The 19117-nt window shown below is 71.1% G+C and carries 18 protein-coding genes; 11 read left to right on the top strand and 7 right to left on the bottom strand.

Annotation, left to right across the window (positions count from 1 at the left end):
* Nucleotides 1-102 precede the first annotated feature (102 nt).
* A complete protein-coding gene (locus HNR51_RS13100) occupies nucleotides 103-1203 on the bottom strand; it encodes a histidine kinase dimerization/phosphoacceptor domain -containing protein (RefSeq protein WP_141953429.1) in 1101 nt (366 codons plus the stop codon).
* A 373-nt stretch (nucleotides 1204-1576) separates the two neighbouring features.
* On the opposite strand from HNR51_RS13100, the gene HNR51_RS13095 reads away from it, so the two are divergent.
* Both HNR51_RS13095 and HNR51_RS13090 read left to right on the top strand, forming a co-directional pair.
* A complete protein-coding gene (locus HNR51_RS13095) occupies nucleotides 1577-3004 on the top strand; it encodes an AmpG family muropeptide MFS transporter (RefSeq protein ID WP_182555205.1) in 1428 nt (475 codons plus the stop codon).
* Entirely contained in the window at nucleotides 3001-3939 is a 939-nt protein-coding gene (locus tag HNR51_RS13090; RefSeq protein ID WP_012456221.1) for an EcsC family protein, read from the top strand. Before HNR51_RS13095 ends, HNR51_RS13090 begins: the two co-directional genes overlap by 4 nt.
* 239 nt (nucleotides 3940-4178) lie before the next feature.
* On the opposite strand, the gene HNR51_RS13085 is transcribed toward HNR51_RS13090, so the two are convergent.
* Complete coding sequence (locus tag HNR51_RS13085; RefSeq protein ID WP_182555204.1) at nucleotides 4179-5363, bottom strand: hypothetical protein; 1185 nt, start codon at nucleotides 5361-5363, stop codon at nucleotides 4179-4181.
* 79 nt (nucleotides 5364-5442) lie between these two features.
* Here HNR51_RS13085 and HNR51_RS13080 point away from each other — a divergent pair, with 79 nt between their 5' ends.
* The 4 genes from HNR51_RS13080 (at nucleotide 5443) to HNR51_RS13065 (ending at nucleotide 9609) form a co-directional block, all read left to right on the top strand.
* Nucleotides 5443-6048 carry an NnrU family protein gene (locus HNR51_RS13080; protein WP_141953434.1) on the top strand — a complete coding sequence of 202 codons (606 nt, stop codon included), beginning with the start codon at nucleotides 5443-5445 and terminating at the stop codon, nucleotides 6046-6048.
* A gap of 294 nt (nucleotides 6049-6342) precedes the next feature.
* Nucleotides 6343-7056, top strand: coding sequence for a tetratricopeptide repeat protein (locus HNR51_RS13075; protein ID WP_012456224.1), 714 nt, complete (start codon nucleotides 6343-6345; stop codon nucleotides 7054-7056).
* Nucleotides 7057-7147: 91 nt separating this feature from the next.
* Nucleotides 7148-8488: a ribosome biogenesis GTPase Der gene (gene der, locus HNR51_RS13070; RefSeq protein ID WP_012456225.1), complete on the top strand. Its 1341-nt coding sequence runs from the start codon at nucleotides 7148-7150 to the stop codon at nucleotides 8486-8488.
* A gap of 194 nt (nucleotides 8489-8682) precedes the next feature.
* Nucleotides 8683-9609 (top strand): sulfite exporter TauE/SafE family protein, encoded by a 927-nt coding sequence (locus HNR51_RS13065; RefSeq protein WP_182555203.1) that lies wholly within the window; start codon nucleotides 8683-8685, stop codon nucleotides 9607-9609.
* A 3-nt stretch (nucleotides 9610-9612) separates the two neighbouring features.
* Here the strand turns inward: HNR51_RS13065 and HNR51_RS13060 are convergent, their stop codons facing one another.
* Nucleotides 9613-10737, bottom strand: coding sequence for a carboxylate-amine ligase (locus tag HNR51_RS13060; RefSeq protein WP_012456227.1), 1125 nt, complete (start codon nucleotides 10735-10737; stop codon nucleotides 9613-9615).
* A gap of 271 nt (nucleotides 10738-11008) precedes the next feature.
* Here HNR51_RS13060 and mutM point away from each other — a divergent pair, with 271 nt between their 5' ends.
* From mutM to HNR51_RS13035, 5 genes are all read left to right on the top strand, one after another.
* Nucleotides 11009-11899 (top strand): bifunctional DNA-formamidopyrimidine glycosylase/DNA-(apurinic or apyrimidinic site) lyase, encoded by an 891-nt coding sequence (gene mutM, locus HNR51_RS13055; RefSeq protein WP_012456228.1) that lies wholly within the window; start codon nucleotides 11009-11011, stop codon nucleotides 11897-11899.
* A gap of 218 nt (nucleotides 11900-12117) precedes the next feature.
* A complete protein-coding gene (locus HNR51_RS13050; RefSeq protein ID WP_012456229.1) occupies nucleotides 12118-12333 on the top strand; it encodes a hypothetical protein in 216 nt (71 codons plus the stop codon).
* A 148-nt stretch (nucleotides 12334-12481) separates the two neighbouring features.
* Complete coding sequence (locus tag HNR51_RS13045; RefSeq protein ID WP_012456230.1) at nucleotides 12482-12946, top strand: Rrf2 family transcriptional regulator; 465 nt, start codon at nucleotides 12482-12484, stop codon at nucleotides 12944-12946.
* A complete protein-coding gene (locus HNR51_RS13040; RefSeq protein ID WP_182555202.1) occupies nucleotides 12936-13844 on the top strand; it encodes an NAD(P)/FAD-dependent oxidoreductase in 909 nt (302 codons plus the stop codon). Before HNR51_RS13045 ends, HNR51_RS13040 begins: the two co-directional genes overlap by 11 nt.
* A 152-nt stretch (nucleotides 13845-13996) precedes the next feature.
* Entirely contained in the window at nucleotides 13997-14590 is a 594-nt protein-coding gene (locus HNR51_RS13035; protein WP_012456232.1) for a chemotaxis protein CheB, read from the top strand.
* A 173-nt stretch (nucleotides 14591-14763) separates the two neighbouring features.
* Here the strand turns inward: HNR51_RS13035 and HNR51_RS13030 are convergent, their stop codons facing one another.
* The 4 genes from HNR51_RS13030 to HNR51_RS13015 form a co-directional block, all read right to left on the bottom strand.
* A complete protein-coding gene (locus HNR51_RS13030) occupies nucleotides 14764-17121 on the bottom strand; it encodes a PAS domain-containing protein (RefSeq protein ID WP_012456233.1) in 2358 nt (785 codons plus the stop codon).
* Between the two features lie 108 nt (nucleotides 17122-17229).
* Nucleotides 17230-17958, bottom strand: coding sequence for a glutathione S-transferase (locus HNR51_RS13025; RefSeq protein ID WP_182555201.1), 729 nt, complete (start codon nucleotides 17956-17958; stop codon nucleotides 17230-17232).
* Nucleotides 17959-17968: 10 nt separating this feature from the next.
* Entirely contained in the window at nucleotides 17969-18646 is a 678-nt protein-coding gene (locus tag HNR51_RS13020) for a YidB family protein (RefSeq protein WP_182555200.1), read from the bottom strand.
* 90 nt (nucleotides 18647-18736) lie between these two features.
* Nucleotides 18737-19051: a hypothetical protein gene (locus HNR51_RS13015; RefSeq protein WP_012456236.1), complete on the bottom strand. Its 315-nt coding sequence runs from the start codon at nucleotides 19049-19051 to the stop codon at nucleotides 18737-18739.
* Nucleotides 19052-19117: the final 66 nt, after the last annotated feature.

The raw sequence follows: 19117 nt of genomic DNA, 5'->3' as shown, positions 1-19117 counted from the left end.
TCCGCGAAACGGGGAGCTTCGCCGGATCGGCTGCGGACGGAACGCCTCCGCGTGCCCCTCGTATCCGGCGGAGACGGAGTGGATGGTCCACGAGCGGGCCGGTCACGGCGCGTCGGCCTCGGTGAGCGGGATCGTAATCGCGATCCGGGTGCCGGGCCCCGCATCCGACCATTCGAGGTTTCCCCGCAACTGGCGCACCACCATCTCGACGAGGGTCCGGCCGAAGCCGGCGGGATTGTCGGGCGCCGAGGCCATGCCGACACCGTCATCCTCGATGACGAGACGCATCCCCGCCGCGCAGCGCCGCGCCTCGATGGCGACCCGGCCCCGGCGCGCCTCCGGGAAGGCGTGGCGCAGGGCGTTCGTCGCCAGCTCGTGGATCAGCAGCGCCAGCGGCGCGGCCATGGCGGCGGAGAGCGCCAGCGAATCGACCTCGGTCTCGATCCGGGTACGCTCCTCGTCGAGGCCGGCGGCGAGGTCGGCGATGAGGTCGGCGGTGAATTCCCGGAAATCGAAGCGCGAGACGTCGCCCTCGGAATAGAGCATCCGGTGGGCGGTGGAGAGGGCGCCGATCCGGTCGGCCATGGCCTGGAGCGCGTCGCGGGCATCGCCCTCCGGTGTGCGCCGGGCCTTCAGCAGCATCAGCGAGGAGATGACCTGGAGGTTGTTCTTGACCCGGTGATCGACCTCGTGGAGCAGGGCGGTCTTCTGTTCGAGCGCCGAGCGCAGGTCGGCGGTGCGCTCGGCGACCTCGCGCTCCAGCGCGTCGTTGGCGTCGCGCATCGCCACTTCCAGGCGGTGCTTGTCGGTCATGTCGGCCTGGGCCGAGAAGAAGAACACCACCTCCCCGGCCTCGTCGCGCACGGGGTTGATCGTCATGCCGTTCCAGAACGTCGTGCCGTCCTTGCGGTAGTTCAGCAATTCGCCCTCGAACGGCCGGCCGGCGGCGAGCGCCACCCGCATCCGCTGCAGCACCGCCTCGTCGGTGAGGGGGCCTTGCAGCAGGCGGCAATTGTGGCCGTAGAGTTCCTCGCGGCCATAGCCCGTGAGCGCCAGGAAGGCCCCGTTCGCCCACACGACCGGATTGTCGCCCCGCCGCGGGTCGGTGACCACCATGGGCGTCGGGCTTGCCTCGAAGGCCGCCGCGAAGACCTCCACCGTGACGCCCGTGGGCAGGCTCGCTCCTGTGGGAAAACCCGTCATCTCTACGCCGACACAGGCGCGCCGCTGTCGAGCACGGCGCGCGAACCGGAGTCACCCGACGCTTTCCGCAGCGTCCGGCCCCGCGACTCCAACGAGCCCGCCCCGCCCCCGTTCCGTGCGGCCAAGCACGCAGCAGGCCCGATGCGGGATCCTGTGGTTACGTTTCCGTCAACCATGTCAGTCTCATACGGAAGCGAGGATTCCTAAGTCGCGCCCCGCCCGCAAGGGGCGCGGTGGGGCTGACGGCCGCAAGCCCGTCATGTTTTCTGCGGAGTCGATGTCAAAGATGCGCGAAGGTCCGGGCGGCCGGGCCTTTGCGGTGTCCGAGGTCCACGAACTCCCGCCCGGCGGGGGCTCCAGGGAGGTTTACGCGATGGCGGCGGATTCCAAGACGTCCCCGAAAGCGCAGCCGCGCAAGCTGCGCCTGCGGGACATCACCGAGGACAAGCGCGTCGCGCAGATGCTGGCGCTCGGCTTCTCCTCCGGCCTGCCGCTCCTGCTCGTGCTCGGCACCTTCACCCTCCGGCTCGCCGATTCCGGCATCGACATCAAGACGATCGGCCTGTTCAGCTACGTCGCGCTGCCCTACTCGCTGAAGTTCCTCTGGGCGCCCTCGATCGACCGGGTCGACGTGCCGTTCCTGGCGAGGCGTCTCGGCCGCAAGCGCGCCTGGATGGTGACGACGCAGATCGCCACCGCCCTGGCCCTGGTGCTGATGGCCTTCGCCGATCCGAAGGATCAGCTCGCACTCCTCGGGGTCGGCGCCTTCCTCGTCGCCTTCTGCGCCGCGACCCAGGACGTGGTGATCGACGGCTGGCGCATCGAGGCCGCCGGCACCGACCTGCAGGGCATCATGGCCGCGACCTCGAATCTCGGCTACCGCTTCGGCCTGATCCTGGCCGGGGCCGGCGCGCTCTACGTCGCGGCCTATGGCGGCTGGACGCTGGCCTATCTCTCGATGGCCGCGCTGATGAGCGTCGGCCTGATCGCGGCGCTCCTCGCCACGCCCTACGACCGGCCGCGGGAGGCGGCGACGGGCAAGCGCGACCTGCCCACCGCCGTGCGCCGCGCGGTGCTGGAGCCGCTGACCGACCTCCACGCCCGGATGGGCAACGCCCTGTTCGCGGTGCTGGCGCTCGTCGCGCTCTACCGGATGCCGGACTTCGTCTCCGGCGTGATGGCCAACCCGCTCTACATCAAGCTCGGCTACGGCAAGGCGGAGATCGCCACCATCGTCAAGCTGTTCGGCATCTGGGTCGGCATTGCGGGGGGCTTCGCCGGCGGCTGGTCGATCGCCCGGCTCGGCATGTTCCCCACCCTCGTGATCGGCGCCTTCATCGCCGCCGCCTCGCACCTGTCGCTGGCGTGGCTGGCGCTCGGCGAGCCGGAACAGTGGCGGCTCGCCATCGCGGTGTCGATCGAGAGCCTGTGCGGCTCGTTTGCCGGCATCGCGCTCATCGCCTACATGTCGAGCCTCACCACGCCGGGCTTTGCGGCCACGCAATACGCCCTGTTCTCCTCGCTCTACGCCCTGCCGGGCAAGCTGGTCGCCGGCACCTCCGGCTTCGTGGTGGCGGCCTACGGCTTCCCGACCTTCTTCGCGATGACCGCGGCGGTCGGCATTCCCGTCGTCGCCCTGTGCTTCGCCGTCGGCCGCATCCCGCAGCGGACGGCGCCCGAGCCGGCCGAGCCGGAGGGGGCGCCCGCGACCGGGGCGGGGAACCCAACCGGCCCCGTCGGTCTTGCCTCAGCCGAAGCCAGCCCCGAGATTTCGCCAAAAGCCGCGAGGGCGCAGACGTGAACGACCGTGCCGTTGACCTTGCCGTTGTCGGAGAAACCCTTCCCGTTCCGGTCGACCCGCCGGCCGGACCCCCGCTGTCGGAAGCCGACCGCGCCGTGCTGCGGCGGGCGGTGGCCGTGCTGGAGAAGCCGGGGCTCGCCGCGCGGCTCTCGGCGGCGGCCGGCGCCCCTCTCGACATGATCGGTCGCGCCCTGCCGGCGCCTGTCACCGAGACCGTGGCCAGCGCCACCGAGGGCGCCATGCGCACGGCCCTGCGGGTGGCGCTCGCGACGCTGCCGGACAAGGACGTGAAGCCCGCCGGAACGGCGGTGGAGCGCATCGAGACCGAGGCCGGCAGCCGCCTGAGCCGCCTGCTGGGATCGAGCGACACGCGGCACAAGGCGCTCGCCGCGGTGACCGGCGCCGTCGGCGGCGTGCTCGGCCTCGCGACGCTGGCGGTGGAGCTGCCGGTCTCCACGACCCTGATGCTGCGCGCCATCGCCGAGATCGCCCGGGAGGAGGGCGAGGATCTGAGCGATCCCGAGAGCGCGCTCGCCTGCGTGCAGGTCTTCGCGCTCGGCGGGCGCGCGGGCGCCGAGACGGCGCTTGCCGATAGCGGCTATTTCGCCGTGCGCGCGGCGCTCGCCAAGACCATGTCGGAGGCGGCCCGCTACGCCGCCCACCGCTCCCTGCTCGATGCCGGGGCGCCGCCGCTGGTGCGGCTCACCGCCCAGATCGCCGCCCGGTTCGGCCTCGTCGTCTCGCAGAAGGTCGCGGCCCAGGCCGTGCCGGTGATCGGGGCGCTCGGAGGGGCGGCGGTCAACGCCGCCTTCATGGACCATTTCCAGTCCATGGGCCGCGCCCACTTCACCGTGCGCCGGCTGGAGCGCGCCTACGGCAAGGACGCCGTGCGCGCCGCCTATCTGGAGGAGAAGGCGGCGCTCGGTTTGGGGTGAGGGTGTGTGTTGGTGACGGCTCCGAAGCTGATTTGGCGGGATGGGCTTTCCGGATGCGGCGTCGCTGCCATGAAACCTGAAGGTCGTCATTCCGGGGCGCCGCAGGCGAACCCGGAATCCATTCGTGAGGCTACGTTGAACCGTGCATCACGGGTGGATTCCGGGCTCCGCTCACGCGGCCCCGGAATGACGGCGGAAGCGGGTCGGGGCAGGTCCGGCGAACCCGAAGCCTTCCTCCTTCACGGCCAGACCTTGATCGCCACCGGCCGCCGCACGAGGTCGCGGTCGGAGGTGATGGAGCAGCCGTCAAGGCGCAGGGTCGCGAAGGTGAGGAGCGCGCCCTCGCCGACATCGTCGAAGTTGCGGCCCTTGGCCTCCGGATCGAGCAGGGAGGGGTAGGCGATCAGCCGGCCCTTCGCCTGGCAGGGATCGTCGTAGAGCGTGGCGCCGGCGAGCAGCAGCCGCGGCATGTCCCAGCTCAGCAGGTCGTGCGACGTGCTCCAGTAGAAGCCCGATTCCGGAAAGGCGCCCCCCTTGGCCGCCATGAACACGGCGATCCAGGCGCCGCTGCCGCGGTGGCGCACCACCGCGCCGACGGGCGCGGGAAACGGTGCGATCGGCTTGCAGGTGTCGGCGAGCTTGACCGTCTTGCGGTAGGGGTCGGGAAAGGCGGCGGTGAAGCCGGTGCCGGTCCAGGCGCGCCAGCTCGTGGGATCCTCCGGCCGCTCGGTGCGGAACAGGCAGACGCCCGCCTCCTGATCGCTGCCGGGCCGGTCCCAACCCGTGGTCGAGGCGAGGAAGGAGCGGGTGCGCCCGTCGCCGACGATATTGGACGGGTTGAAGAAGCCCCGGTGCCGGCCCTGGCCCTCCTCCTGCCGGAACGGCGCGCCCGCCACCACCGCGGGCGGCGTCGCGCGGGTGAAGCGCAGGCCCCCGTCGCGGGAGAAGGCCGCCGTGACCGTGTTGTACCAGCATTCCAGGTAGACCTTGGAGCGGCAGCGGCCCTCGTGCTCGTTGGCCTGGTACTCGTGATGGAGGAGGGCGGCGATGTTCGTGCCGTCCTCGGTCCAGGTGGCGGTGATCCACGAGCGGTCGTCGTAGAGCGCCGGATCGGCTTTTTCGCCCGAATCGAGCACCACGCGACAATCGATCTTCAGGCTGTCGAAATCGGGGCCGCGCAGGGCCCGGTTGCGGTAGTGCAGACCGAAGACCACGATCTGCCCCGACGCGTCGCGGAAGGCGCGGGCCGAGGCGTCGGGCACGTCGGCGCCGTCGCAGGCGTCGCGGGTGGCGGAAAAGATCGTCCGCTCCGGCCCCGTCAGGGTCAGCGCCGAGAGCGGCGGCTCCGCGGCGGCGCGGGCCGGCGGCACGGCGCCGCACGAGAGCGCGAGCGCTGCGACGAGGGAGCGAGTCAGTCTGGACATCGCCAAAAGATTGCGTTTTGAACCGTTACAGGGAGCTTGTCCGCATCCGCCGGAGCGAGCGCCGTCCACAGGCTGCCCCATGCTGGTTCTGATCCTCGGCCTCGTGCTGTTCCTCGGCACGCACGCCTTCTCCATGGCCCGCGCCCGGCGTGCGGAGGTGATCGGCCGGATCGGCGAGGGGCGGTTCAAGCTCGGCTACACCCTGCTCTCGGCGCTCGGCCTGATCCTCACCGTCTACGGCTACGGGCTCTACCGGCAGGAGGGCATGATCCCGGTCTGGTCGCCGCCGCTCTGGACCCGGCACCTCGCGGTGCTGCTGACCCTGTTCGCCTTCATCAGCCTCGCGGCGACCTACCTGCCCGGCCATCTCCGCGCCCGTCTCAAGCACCCGATGCTGCTCGCGGTGAAGATCTGGGCGACCGCCCACCTGCTCGCCAACGGCGATCTCGGCTCGATCCTCCTGTTCGGCTCCTTCCTCGCCTGGGCGGTGGCCGCCCGCATCAGCGCCAAGCGCCGGGCGCTGACCGCGGGGCAGGTGGCGCAGCAGCATGGCGGGCAGGCCGCCCCGGCCGGCTGGCGCAACGACGCCATCGCCGTGGTCGTCGGCGTGGTCGCATGGTTCGTGTTCGGCAAGTACCTGCACCCGCTGCTCATCGGCGTCGCCGCCTGGCCGGGTCAGGCCTGACCCGGCAATCGCTTGAAGCGATCGCCGTGGTTTTTTGCTGGCCTCAGTCGCCGGCGCCCGCCTCCGCGGGCTCAGGCTTTCGCTCCGCTCGATGCCTTCCGGGGCTCAAGCCCCGAAAAGCCCGCTGCGCGCGGCGCTCTTCGCGCCGCGAAGCCGCTTGAGCGGCTTCGAGCGAAGGCCCTGATAGGTTGAGCTCTCCATTCGCCAAAGCGGGGGCGCTGTGCTAGGCGCCCACGATACGACGACAGGCGAGGCGAGCGCGCTTCCGCGAGGGGCGCCCGGATTTTTTCGAAGATGGCCGAGAACAACGAGTTCATCCGCGAGGTCGACGAGGATTACCGCCGCGACCAGATCGCCAAGATCTGGAAGCGCTACAACGCGCTGATCATCACCGGGGCGATCCTCCTCGTGGCCGGCGTCGGCGGCTACAATTACTGGCGCCACGCCGAGCGCACCCGCGCCGAGGCGGCCTCCGAGCAGTTCGATCGGGCCAACCGCCTCGCCAAGGACGGCAAGGCGGAGGAGGCGGATCGCGACTTCGCCGCGATCCGGGCCGAAGCCCCGGGGGGCTACGCCCTGCTCGCGCGCTTCCGCCTCGCCGCCGAGGCGGCCAAGCGCGATGCGGCCGCCGGGGCGCAGGCCTATGATGGGCTGGCCAACGACACCGGCATCGGCGATTCCCTACGCGATCTCGCCCGGCTGCGTGCGGCGCTGCTGCGCCTCGACGGGACCGATCCGAACCCGGCGCTGACCAGCCTCCAGGGGTTGGCCGCCCCGACCAACGCCTTCCGCCACACCGCCCGCGAGATGCTCGGCCTGACCGCGCTCAAGCGCGGCGACATCGAGGGCGCCGGCCGCTGGTTCGACCAGATCAGCGCCGACGCCGAGACGCCCCAAGGCCTGCGCCAGCGCGTCGAGGTCTACGAGGCGCTGGTGGCCGGCGGTCCGGTCACCGTGACCGAGGCCAAGCCCGAGAACGCCGCGCCGCCGCCGCCGATCACCCGCTGACGGCGGGCGCGCGACGGCGCTATGATCGAGAAACCTGAGACTGCGCCGCGGACTCTTCGAAGTCCGCGTGCCTGACGAGACTGTTAGTTCCATGGATCTGCCGACCGTCGCGATCGTCGGACGCCCGAATGTCGGTAAGTCGACCCTGTTCAACCGGCTGGTCGGGCGCAAGCTCGCCCTCGTGGACGACCGCCCCGGCGTGACCCGCGACCGCCGGGAGGGCGAGGGCTTCATCGGCGACGTCGCCTTCCGCGTCATCGACACCGCCGGCCTGGAGGAGGCGGACGCCGATTCGCTGCTCGGCCGGATGCGCGCCCAGACCGAGGCCGCGATCCTCGAAGCCGATGCGGTGCTGTTCGTGATCGACGCCCGCGCCGGGGTGCTGCCGGCCGACCGGCCCTTCGCCGAGCTGGTGCGCCGTTCCGGCTGCCCCGTCATCCTCATTGCCAACAAGGCCGAGGGCGGCGCCGGGATGGCGGGTGCCTACGAGGCGTTCTCGCTCGGCCTCGGCGACCCGATCCCCTTCTCCGCCGAGCACGGCGAGGGCCTGGGCTCGCTGCAGGATGCCCTGCGCGAGGTGCTGCCCGAGCCGGACGAGGACGAAGAGGACGAGGAGGGCGGCAAGGGCCTGCGCGTCGCCATCGTCGGGCGGCCGAATGCCGGCAAGTCCACCCTCATCAACCGGATGATCGGCGAGGACCGGCTTCTCGTCGGCCCCGAGGCCGGCATCACCCGCGATTCGATCTCCCTCGACTGGGAATGGCGCGGGCGCCGGATCAAGCTGCACGACACCGCCGGGATGCGCCGCCGCGCCCGCATCGACGACAAGCTCGAGAAGCTCGCGGTCTCCGACGGCCTGCGCGCGGTGCGCTTCGCCGAGGTCGTGGTGGTGCTGCTCGATGCGACGATCCCGTTCGAGAAGCAGGATCTTACCATCGTCGATCTCGTCGAGAGCGAGGGCCGCGCCCTGGTGATCGGCCTCAACAAATGGGACCTCGTGGCCGACCAGCCGGGGCTGCTGAAATCCCTGCGCGAGGACTGCACCCGCCTGCTGCCGCAGGTGCGCGGCGTCTCGGTCGTACCGCTCTCGGGGCTGGCCGGCGACGGGATCGACAAGCTGATGCAGGCGGTGGTGGACGCCTCCGAGGTCTGGAGCCGGCGCGTCTCCACGGCGCGGATCAATGCGTGGCTCACTGACGCGACCCAGCGCAATCCGCCGCCGGCGGTCTCCGGCCGGCGCATCAAGATCCGCTACGCCACGCAGGTGAAGAGCCGTCCGCCGCACTTCGCCCTGTTCGGCAACCAGCTCGACGCCCTGCCGAAATCCTACACCCGCTACCTCGTCAATGGCCTGCGCGAGGCCTTCGACCTGCCCGGCTCGCCGATCCGGCTGTCCCTGCGCACCACCAAGAACCCGTTCGACAAGGGGTGAGGCGGCCGGCCATGACGGCGGCCGGCTGATCGCGCATCGACGGTTGTCGCGGCGGCGGAGAACGACATTCTTGCGCAGGGAGACTGCGGAGAATGTTGGCCTCCCCGTGCGTTGAACTTTGGAAAACCCGAAGCCTTGCCTGCCCCGGCCGAGCCCTTAGCTTCTCGGCTCCTTCTCGCATGGATCGCTTTCCGATGGCCGGATCGTCCTCCGCCGCCGCGCGGCCGACGAAATTCGGCGAGCCGCGCACGCTCGCCCTCACGCTTGCCCTCCTGGGTGTCGCCGCCCTCGCCACCCTCGCGGTGATCGCGGCGGTTCTGGCCGTGCTCGCCCAGGGCGCGGGCGGGGGCGTCGTCCACACCGTCATGGAGGGGCTGGCAAGCCGCGGCTTCTGGACTGCCGCGGCGGTCGGGCTCGCGGCGCAGACCGTCGATGGTGCGCTCGGCATGGCCTACGGCATCACTTCGACCACCTTCCTGCTTTCCACCGGCGTGCCGCCGGCCGCCGCCTCGGCCTCCGTGCATGTCGCCGAGATCTTCACCACCGCCTTCTCCGGCCTCTCGCACTGGCGGCTCGGCAATGTGGACGGGAGGCTGTTCCGGCGCCTGCTGATCCCCGGCGCCATCGGCGCGGTGGCGGGCGCCACCCTCCTCACCTCGGTCGATGGCGAGGCGATCAAGCCGTTCGTCTCGGTCTATCTGCTCGGGATGGGGCTCTACGTCCTGTCGAAGGCGTTCCGCACCCTGAAGACCCGCCGCGAGCCGCCCCGCGCCGTGGTGCCGCTGGCGCTCGGCGGCGGCTTCGTCGATGCGGTCGGCGGCGGCGGGTGGGGGCCGGTGGTGACGACGACGCTCGTCGGCGGCGGGCAGGATCCGCGCACCACGATCGGCACGGTCAACGCCGCGGAGTTCTTCATCGCGCTCGCGAGCGGCCTCTCCTTCACCCTGCTCGGTGGGCTGACCCACTGGACCACCATCGCCGGCCTCATCCTCGGCGGGCTGTTCGCCGCGCCCCTCGCCGCCCTGCTGGTGCGTGTGATCCCGGCGCGGGTGCTGATGGTCGTGGTGGGGCTCCTGATCGCGAGCCTCAGCCTCGTGAGCCTCGCCGGATTGTTCGGCTAGCTCTCACCCGTCGCGCGTGGTCTCGGCCAGCCAGTCCACCACCGCGTCGAGAGCCTGACGGTTGCTGGTGTCGCCGCCGCGGGTGGCTTCGAAGGCGGCGATCTGGCGGTCGGCGCTGGTGCCCTCGCGCAGGATCCGATGGGCGTCGGCGATCTCGGCGGTGCAGCCCAGCGCCTCGGCATCCTCCGCGATCAGCGAGAGCAGCGTGTCGAGGGCGGCGGGGAAGGCGAAGGCCTGCTCGGCGGATTCGTCGATCAGCTCGGCCTCGATGCCGCTGCGCTGGGCGCGCCACAGATTCTCCGCCGCGATCGCCCGCGACACGCCGGTGAGCCCTGCATTGATGTCGGGCCGGCGCTCCACCAGCCGCACGAGGCAGCGGAACAGCGCCGCCACCACGATGGCGTCGGAAAGCCGCGTGCAGGAATCGGCGATGCGCAGTTCCAGCGTCGGGAACTTGATCGAGGGGCGGAGCGACCACCACAGGAAGCTCGCATCCTGGATCGAGCCGGCATTGGTCATGATCCGGACGTAGCGCTCGTACGCGCCCGCATCGCCCATCAGATCGGGCAGGCCGGTGCGGGGCAACTCGCCGAAGGCGCTGAGGCGGTAGGCGGCGAGCCCCGTCGGCTTGCCCTGCCAGAACGGCGAGGAGGCGGAGAGGGCAAACAGCAAGGGCTGGAACGGCAGCAGCCGGTCCATCAGGGCCACGCGCCGGTCGGGGTCGGAGACCTCGACATGGACGTGCATGCCGCAGATCAGGCTACGCCGCCCGGCGAGGCCGACATCGCGCAGGATGCCGCGGTAGCGGTCGCCCTTGGTCGGCAATTGCCGCGCCCAGTCGGCGATGGGGTGAGTGCCGGCGGCGAAGACGAGGAGTCCGTGCTCGCGCCCCAGCTCCGCCAATTGCCGGCGCTGGCGCAGCAACGCCTCGCGGGCCTCGGCGAAGGCCGTGGACGGCGGTGTGCAGACCTCGACCTGACACTGCAGCAGCTCGCGCCCGATCTCGGGCAGCCGCTCGCCGGCCGCCTGATGGAACGGCTTGACCGAGCGGCGCGGCGTGCCGCGGGTCTCGGCATCGGCGAGAAAATACTCTTCCTCGATCCCGAACCGGTAGGGATGGGCGCTCATGCCGTACTGACTCCGACGACCGGCTGACGCGCGCGCACCGGAAGGGGAGGCCGGTCCGGCCAGAGACGCGCGCCGAAAGGACCTTGGCCGGGAGCAAGCCGTTTGCGCGGGCAACGGTTCCCGCAAGTCTCCTCGGATCGATCCCCGGGCCAGCGGGCCGCAAGCGCGACACCGTGGCCGCCCGGGGCGGGCCGGCAGGGCTCGCACTGGGGGCGGGGAGGGCGCTACAGCTCTCTTGTCCCTTCTCTTGTGCCGCTTCTCTCCCACGACCATGCCCGAACTGCCCGAAGTCGAGACCGTGCGCCGGGGCCTGGCCCCCGCGATGGTCGGCGCGCGTTTCGCCCGCGTGACCCTGCGCCGGCCGAACCTGCGCTTCCCCTTCCCCGAGCGCTTCGCCGAGCGGCTGGAGGGCACGACCGTGCGGGAGCTGGCGCGCCGGGCGAAATACCTCACGGCGCATCTCGATTCCGGCGAGAGCCTGATCCTGCATCTCGGCATGAGCGGGCGCTTCGACGTGCGGATGCCCGACGGCTCGAACCTCTCGCCGGGCGACTTCTACCTCGAAGGGGCGCTCGGCACGCCCAAGCACGACCACGTGGTGATGGCCTTCGCCAACGGCGCCACCGTCACCTACAACGACGCCCGCCGCTTCGGCTTCATGGACCTCGTGGCCACGCGCGACCTCGAAACCTGCCGCCATTTCGCGGCGATGGGCGTCGAGCCGCTCTCCGACGCGCTCGACGGTGCGGTGCTCGCGCGCCTGTTCGCGAGAAAAATCACGCCGCTGAAGGCCGCGCTCCTCGACCAGCGCCTGATCGCGGGCTTAGGCAACATCTATGTCTGCGAGGCGCTGCACCGCTCCGGCCTCCACCCGGCCCTGCCGGCGGGCGCGCTCGCCAAGCCCGACGGCGCCCCGACGCCGAAGGCGAAGAAACTCGTCAAGGAGATCAAGGCGGTGCTCACCGAGGCGGTGGCGGCCGGGGGCTCCACCCTCCGCGACTACGCCCGGCCGGACGGGGAGCGCGGCGCCTTCCAGCACGGCTTCCGCGTCTACGACCGGGTGGGCCATGCCTGCCCGACCAAGGGCTGCACCGGGCGGATCGGCCGGATCGTTCAGGGCGGACGCTCGACGTTCTTCTGCGAGACCTGTCAGGTCCGATAGGGGGCACAACGGCGGGACTGCCGGTTTCATCCCGCTTATCTTTTCCTGAGGAAGCTTGGTCTTTCCCGGTTCTTCGGGGCCGTCGGCGCGCAAATGTTGAACGGTCCGGGGCCGGAATGCGTTCTCAGCTTTGCCACAGCACGGCAAAGCCCGTTTTCGCCCTTCCGCCGGTCCGTCCGGGGCGGCGCGCGAAGGGCTCAACGATACGGAGGAACACCATGCGCGCCATCAAGCTGCTTCCCGTCCTCGGCCTGCTCGCCCTCGGCCTCGCCGCCTGCAAGGACGAGAAGAAGGACACCACCGGCACGACCACGCCTCCGGCCAACACCACGACCACCGCCCCGGCGACGCCGCCCGCGACTCCGCCGGCCGCCGGCCAGACCACGGCGCCGACCAACCCGCCCGCCGCGAACAAGCCGGCCGGTCAGCCGTAATCTTTCCGAGAGATTCTCGGGTCCGCCCGGCCGATGGCCGGGCGGCTCGGACAGGGGAAGGCTCGCCGGGAGGCGGGCCTTCTTGCGTTTCGGGGCACGCCGCACCGCGCGCTTGACAGGCGTCCTATCATGAAACATGTAAAGTTACATGAGACGCGACAGCAAGCTTTCGGGCGTCCTCCACGTCCTCCTGCACATGGCGGAGATCGAGGGGCCGGTGACCTCCGAGTTCCTGGCCGGCATGATGCAGACCAACCCCGTCGTGGTCCGGCGCATCATGGCGGGCCTGCGGGACCGGGGCTACGTCCGTTCCGAGAAGGGGCATGGCGGCGGCTGGCGGATCGCCTGTGATGTCCAGGCGGTCACGCTGCGCGACATCTACGAGGCGCTCGGCGCCCCCGAAATCTTCGCCATGGGCAACCGGAGCGAGGCGCCCGGCTGCCTCGTCGAGCAGGCGGTCAATGCCGCGATGGATGCGAGCTTCCGCGAGGCGGAGGCGCTGCTGATGGCGCAGCTCGGCCGGATCACGCTCGCCGCGCTGAGCGCCGATTTCCACGCCCGCCTCGCCGCGCGCGGCGGCGACGTCAACCCGGAGACCGCCCATGCGTTATGATGCGATCATCGTCGGCGGCAGCTTCGCCGGCCTGTCCGCGGCGCTCTACATCGCCCGCGCCCGCCGCAGGGTCTGCGTCATCGATGCCGGCGCCCCCCGCAACCGGTTCGCCGATGCCTCGCACGGCTTCTTCGCGCAGGATGGAGAGAACCCGCTGGCGATGATCGCCGCCGCCCGCGCACAGCTCGCGGGCTATCCGAACGCCAGCTTCGTTGCGGGGGAGGCGGTGTCGGCGCGCGCCGCAGGCGACGGCTTCGCCGTCTCGCTCGCGGGCGGCCAGCGGCTCGAAGCCTCGAAACTCGTCCTGGCCTTCGGCATCCGCGACATCCTGCCGGACCTCCCCGGGCTGGCCGAGCGCTGGGGCGCGAGCGTGCTGCACTGCCCCTATTGCCACGGCTTCGAATTTGCCGGGCGGATGCTCGGCGTTCTGTTCGCCGGACCCAAATCGCTCCATCAGGCGGAGCTGATCGCGGAATGGGGGCCGACCACGCTCTTTCTGAACGGGAACCCGGCCCCCGACGCGGAGGCTTGCACGCGGCTCGCCGCCCGCAAGATCAGGATCGAGACCGGCTCCGTGCGGGCCCTTGCGGGCGAGGGGCGCGCCCTGTCGGCGCTCGCCATGGCGGATGGCCGGACGATCCCGCTGGAGGCGCTCTTCGTCGGCCCGCGATACCGCCTGAACAGCCCGCTCGCGGAGCAGCTCGGCTGCGCCGTGGACGAGGGAATGCTGGGACCGACGATCCGCACCGACGCGATGAAGGAGACGACGGTTCCCGGTGTCTACGCGGCCGGCGACGCAGCGCGCTTCCCGCACAGCGTGGCCTGGGCGTCGGCCGACGGCGTGACCGCCGGTGTTTCCCTGCACCAGACGCTGGTGTTTCCGCGCTTGGCCGCGTGAGGCGCGATGTGAATGCAGCGTCGGGAGAAAAGGGAATCTATTTGGCTGTATAAGTCGCTGCCGAGGGTGGGGAGCGGTCCGTCTTTCAACGGGAGGATCGGGACCTGAGCCCGCGCGTGACTTCCAGGCGCGTCCACTGGTAATCAGGTGGCATGACGGACGATGGCTCGCCCTGGTTTGTTGCCGTTGGTGCCTCAGGAGGCGAGGGCCTGAGGGATATCGAGGCGTTGCTCGCTGCTCTTCCGCCGTCGATCCAAGCCGTGATCCTCGTCGTGTTGCATAGGCCCTGGGATAGACCGAGCAATCTGAGACCCGTGTTGGAGCGTGCCTGCTCCCATCCGGTCCTGATTGCCGAGGAAGGCGAGAAGTTCGAGCGGGGCACCGTCTACATCGGCGAGCCCGGCCAGCATCTCACGCTTGCAGCGCGCAGCTTGGGGGGACTGGTCGATGATCCCGATCGCCAGCACAGGAACCGCACGGTCGATCTGCTCTTCCGGTCGGTTGCCCGGTACGCGAAGAAGCGGGTGATTGGCGTCGTCCTGTCGGGATCGCTGGATGATGGGTCGCGCGGCGTCGCGGCGATCCATGAGGCCGGCGGTCTGACGATGGTGATTACGCCCAATTCGAAGCTCCACCGGGGCATGCCCGAGAACGCAATCGGTTACAGTGGTCCTATCGACGTGGTCGGGAGCCCCCAGACGATTGCCGCCGCCATCGTCGAAGCTGTTGCGCGCGGCGACCACTAGAGCCGTGTCCGACCTGAGATCGCATCAGGTCGGCGTCTCTCGGTTTTTGTTTTGACGCGCCTTCTTTCGACGAACCGGTTTCCACTTCGTCGGATTGCGCTCGAACGGGGGCTCGGAACCTCCGATCAGGGTCGCAAGCAGTCCGGTTTATCGTCAGCGGATTGGGCTCGACCTCAGGCCGGCATCGCGTCCCGCGTCCCCCGCCGCCCCGCCATCTCACGCAGCACCCGCCCCAGCTCCTCCGCCGAATACGGCTTGCGCAGCAGCTCGAACCCGTGCGCGTCGTCCTGCGCCAGGACGTGGCTGTAGCCGGAGGTGAGCACCACCGGCAGATCCGGCAGGCGTTCGCGCAGGATGCGGGCGAGCGCGATGCCGCCCATGCCCGGCATCACCACGTCGGAAAAGACCGCGTCGAAGGGCGGCGCGGCCCGCTCCAGCTCGACCAGGGCGGCCTCGGCGTTCTCGGCCCAGACCGGGCGGTGGCCGAGTTCCTCCAGGATCTGCGTGCAGAAGCGGCCGACTTCGAGGTTGTCCTCGACCACGAGGATGCGCAGATGCGCCGCGGTGCCGGGATCCGGCCCCGGTCCGGCGGGGGCAGGGGCTGCCAGGGGGGCGGCGACCTCGGGCAGGTAGAGGGTGAAGGTCGTGCCCTCGCCCGCGCGGCTCTTCACGTCCACGTCGCCGCCCGATTGCTTGGCGAAGCCGATCACCTGGGAGAGGCCGAGCCCCGTGCCCCGTCCCACCTCCTTGGTGGTGAAGAACGGCTCGAAGATGCGGGTCAGGTCGGCGCTCGCGATACCGGTGCCGGTGTCGACGACCGAGACCGCGACGAAGGGCCCGGCGGCACCGGCATGGCCGCGGATCGGCGGCATCGGTGCGGTCCCGTCGAGGCGCAGCGTCAGGCAGCCCTCCCCGTCCATGGCGTCGCGGGCGTTCACCGCCATGTTGACGAGCGCCGTCTCGAACTGGCTGGCATCGGCGCGCACGAAGCAGGGGGCGCCGGGCAGGTCGGTGACGACGCGGATGCGCGCCCCCGTCACCGAGTCGAGCATTTCCGAGATGCTGCGCAGCCGCTCGCCCACGTCGAAGGTCTCGGGCTTGAGCGCCTGCCGCCGGGCGAAGGCCAGGAGCTGGCCCGTCAGCTTGGCGGCGCGGTCCACGGTGTCGGAAACGGCGTCGAGGTAGCGCGCCTTGCGCTCGGGCGCGAGATCGGGCCTTCGCAGAAACTCCACCGAGGAGCGGATGATGGTCAGCAGGTTGTTGAAGTCGTGGGCCACGCCCCCGGTGAGCTGGCCCACCGCCTCCAGCTTCTGCGACTGGCGCAGGGCTTCCTCGGCCTGGCGCTGCTCGGTGATGTCGCGGCCGAAGCCGTAGAGCAGGCCGTCGGCGGGCACGATGGTCCAGAGCACCCGGCGGGCGCCGCCATCCTTGGTGAGGCAGGTCAGTTCGAGATCGGTCGAGCCGCCGGCCGCGAGCCGCTCCAGCGCCGCCTCGGCCGCCGCACGCTCCTCGGGGACGAAGAAGTCGGGCACGTGCCGGCCCACCGTCTCGCCCGCCGACCAGCCCAGCGTCCGGCTCCAGGACGGGTTCACCGCCTCGATCCGCCCATCGGGAGTGGTCACGACCTTGAGCACCGGCGAGAGGGTCCAGACGCGGTCGCGGTCGCGCCGTTGCGCCACCACCTCCGCCTCCAGGTCGGCGGCCTTGGAATGGAGCAGGTGTTCCACGCGGCGGCGCGCGGTGATGTCCTGGAACAGCACCGCGACCTGGCGCCGGGATGCAGGCTCGATGCGGAAGGCGGCCAGTTCGAGGTAGCGGCCCGTGGCGACCAGCTCGCGCTGGAAGCGGATCGGCCGGCCGGTGCGCAGGACGTCGCCGTAGAGCGCGAGCCAGCCCTCGGCCTCCTCCCCCACGATCTCGCGCAGGCGCTTGCCGGCGACGCTCTCGATGCCGGCATGCTGCGCGTAGGCGCGGTTGGCGGTGACGTGGACGTAGTCGCTCAGGGGGCCGTGCGGGCCGTCGATGAACTCGATGACGCAGTAGCCCTCGTCCATCTGCTCGAACAGCGTGCGGTAGTGCTGCTCGCTCTCGGCCAGCGTCGTGCGCTGGGCCCGCTGCTCGGTCACGTCCCGCACCACGCCGAACAGGCGCGCGGCCTTGCCGTACACGTCGCACTCGATCTCGAGGGTGCGGGCGATCCAGCGCAGGGCGCCGGTCAGCGGATCGCGGACGCGGTAGAACGTCTCGCCGGGCGGTGCGTCGCCCGATGGGATCGCCGCCGCGTCCTCCGCCGCGAGCCGCTCGGCAAGGGCGGCGAGGGGATAGTGCTCGCGCGGCTCCAAGCCGTGCAGCCGGCAGAAGGCCGGGCTCGGATGCAGCAGGCCCTCGCGCAGGTCGAGGGTGAACACGCCGATACCGGCGGCATCCTGCGCCCGGGCAAGCGCTTCCTGCGCCGCCCGCAACGGCTCCGCGATCCGGAAGCGCGCCGGTTCGACGCTCGGTTCCTCGGCGGTGGGAAGACTCACGAGCATGCTCACGAAGGCAGGTGTAGCACGCCGTCGGGCGGCACAAGCGCGACGGTTTGGCCGCGAAGCCGTCCTCACGACAATGTCAAATGTGAATCTGCGCGGGCCGGAGCGTCAGCCGAAATCGAGCTCCGGGTAGTGCCGGAAGATGCCCTGCTCATTGAAGGGAAGGCAACGCTCGCTGGCGCGGTAGGCCGCGATGCGGGGTAGCTGCCCGATCCGCTCCGCATGGGCGGCGACGTGCGGCGCCTGTGCCAGGGCGCGGGAGGCGGCGCGGGGAAAGGCGTAGCGCAGGCCCTCCACGAGCTGGAACAGCGAGGTGTCGGCATAGCTGACCGCGCCGCCCACCAGATGCGCCGGCCCCGCCGGGTTGCCGGCGAGCACCCGCTCGAACCAGCCCAGGAATTTCGGAATGCGGTTCTCGCAGAAATCCTCGGCGCGGCGACGCGCCTCGGGCTTCTGGTCCTCGTAGTACAGGCCGACGCCGACCGGGTGATGGGTGTCGTGCGCCTCCGCCACCATGTCGGCGATGGTGAGCTGGATCTGGTGCGTCCAGACCCGGTCGGTCTCATCCTCGCCGACGAGGCCGAGGCGCGGCCCGAGATAGAGCAGGATCGCCGCGGTCTGGCCGATCACGCGGTCGCCGTCCTTGAGAAAGGGCGGGGCGAAGGGCGGGCGGACCGGTTCGTCCTCCAGGCGCTCCATCATCGCCGCGATGCCGCCGCCCTGCGCCTCGGGCCGGCGGGCGACATCGATGTAATCCGCACCGGCCTGTTCGAGGGCGAGCCGTACGAACTCGCCCCGACCGGGGATCATCGGCCAGTAATGCAGCTCGTAGGTCATGCGGGCTCCTTCACCAGCCGCCGCGTTCCTCGCGGCTCGGCGCCCGGCCCTGGGGCGTCAGGGTGTCGATCACGCCGGGCAGGGCCCGGGCGAGTTGAGCCAGCAGCTCGTTCTGCGGCAGGCCGGTTTCCCGACTCAGCGTCTCGACCGTCTCGGGGCCGAGGGCATCGGCGAGGCGGTTCGGCGGGATCTCCCGGTTGGGACCCCGACCGATCCAGGAGGCGATCACGTCGCCGAGTCCGCTCCGCTCGAAGCCCCGGATCAGATCGTCGAGCCCGCCCGCGGCCGCGCCGCTCCCGTCCTGCGGCTCCCGGTCGAGCCCGGCATAGGGGCCCTCGCCGGGGGAGCGCGGCCCGGAATGGCCGCCGCCCGGACCGTCGAGCATGCCGGCGAGGTCGCTGAAGTCGCCGCCGAGATCGTTGCCGGGGTCGCCGCCCTGCGCGGGCGGTCCACTGCGGCGGCCCTGGTTGAACCCGCCGAGATCGCCGTCGTCGGCACCCGGGCCGGGGAGGGGGCGGCCGCCGGATTCGGGCGCGCCGCGGCCCAGCATGTCGCCGAGGCCGCCCGCTCCCTTGGTGAGCAGGAGCATGAGGAGCGCCTTGATCACCGGCGAGGCCAGAGCCCCGCCGCGCCCGCCCCCCAGAACCTGTCCGACGACTCCGCCGATGACCTGATCGAGCAGCCCCATGCCTCGCCTCCCACCTGTCCAGGCCGCCTGTCACGCCGCTTGAGGCAGCCGTGCCGGTTCAAACGGCGGGGAAGGGAACAGGGTTGCGGATTAGTTCTCGTAGCTCGTCCGGAACGGCTTCGAGAGGTGGTCGGTGGGGTTGGTGCGCACGGCCTTCCCGCTGCCCCGGCCCTCCGGCACCACCGCGGTCGAGGAGCGGATCGCGCTCGGCGCCGAGACCTCGCCGGTCGGCCGCTCGGCCGAGCGGTCGCTGCCCCGCACCGTGTCGGTGCCGGGGGGGAGGGTGGCGGCGGTGGGCTGGTCGTTGGGGTTGGCCGCGCTCTGGGCGAGCGCCGGGGCGGACAGGATCAGGCTACCGAGGAGGGCGCCGAGAGCAACCCGGCTGAGGTTGGAGGGGGATCGCATCGGTCGGCTCCATCAGGTTGTGCGCGCCGGCCGGGCTCACGGCGGAGCCGACCGGCGGTTGCAGGG

This window comes from Methylorubrum thiocyanatum (assembly GCA_014138645.1).
GTDB lineage: Bacteria > Pseudomonadota > Alphaproteobacteria > Rhizobiales > Beijerinckiaceae > Methylobacterium > Methylobacterium thiocyanatum.
Note: the sequence above shows the minus strand (reverse complement) of the source record. Positions and strands in the feature narration are given on the sequence as shown.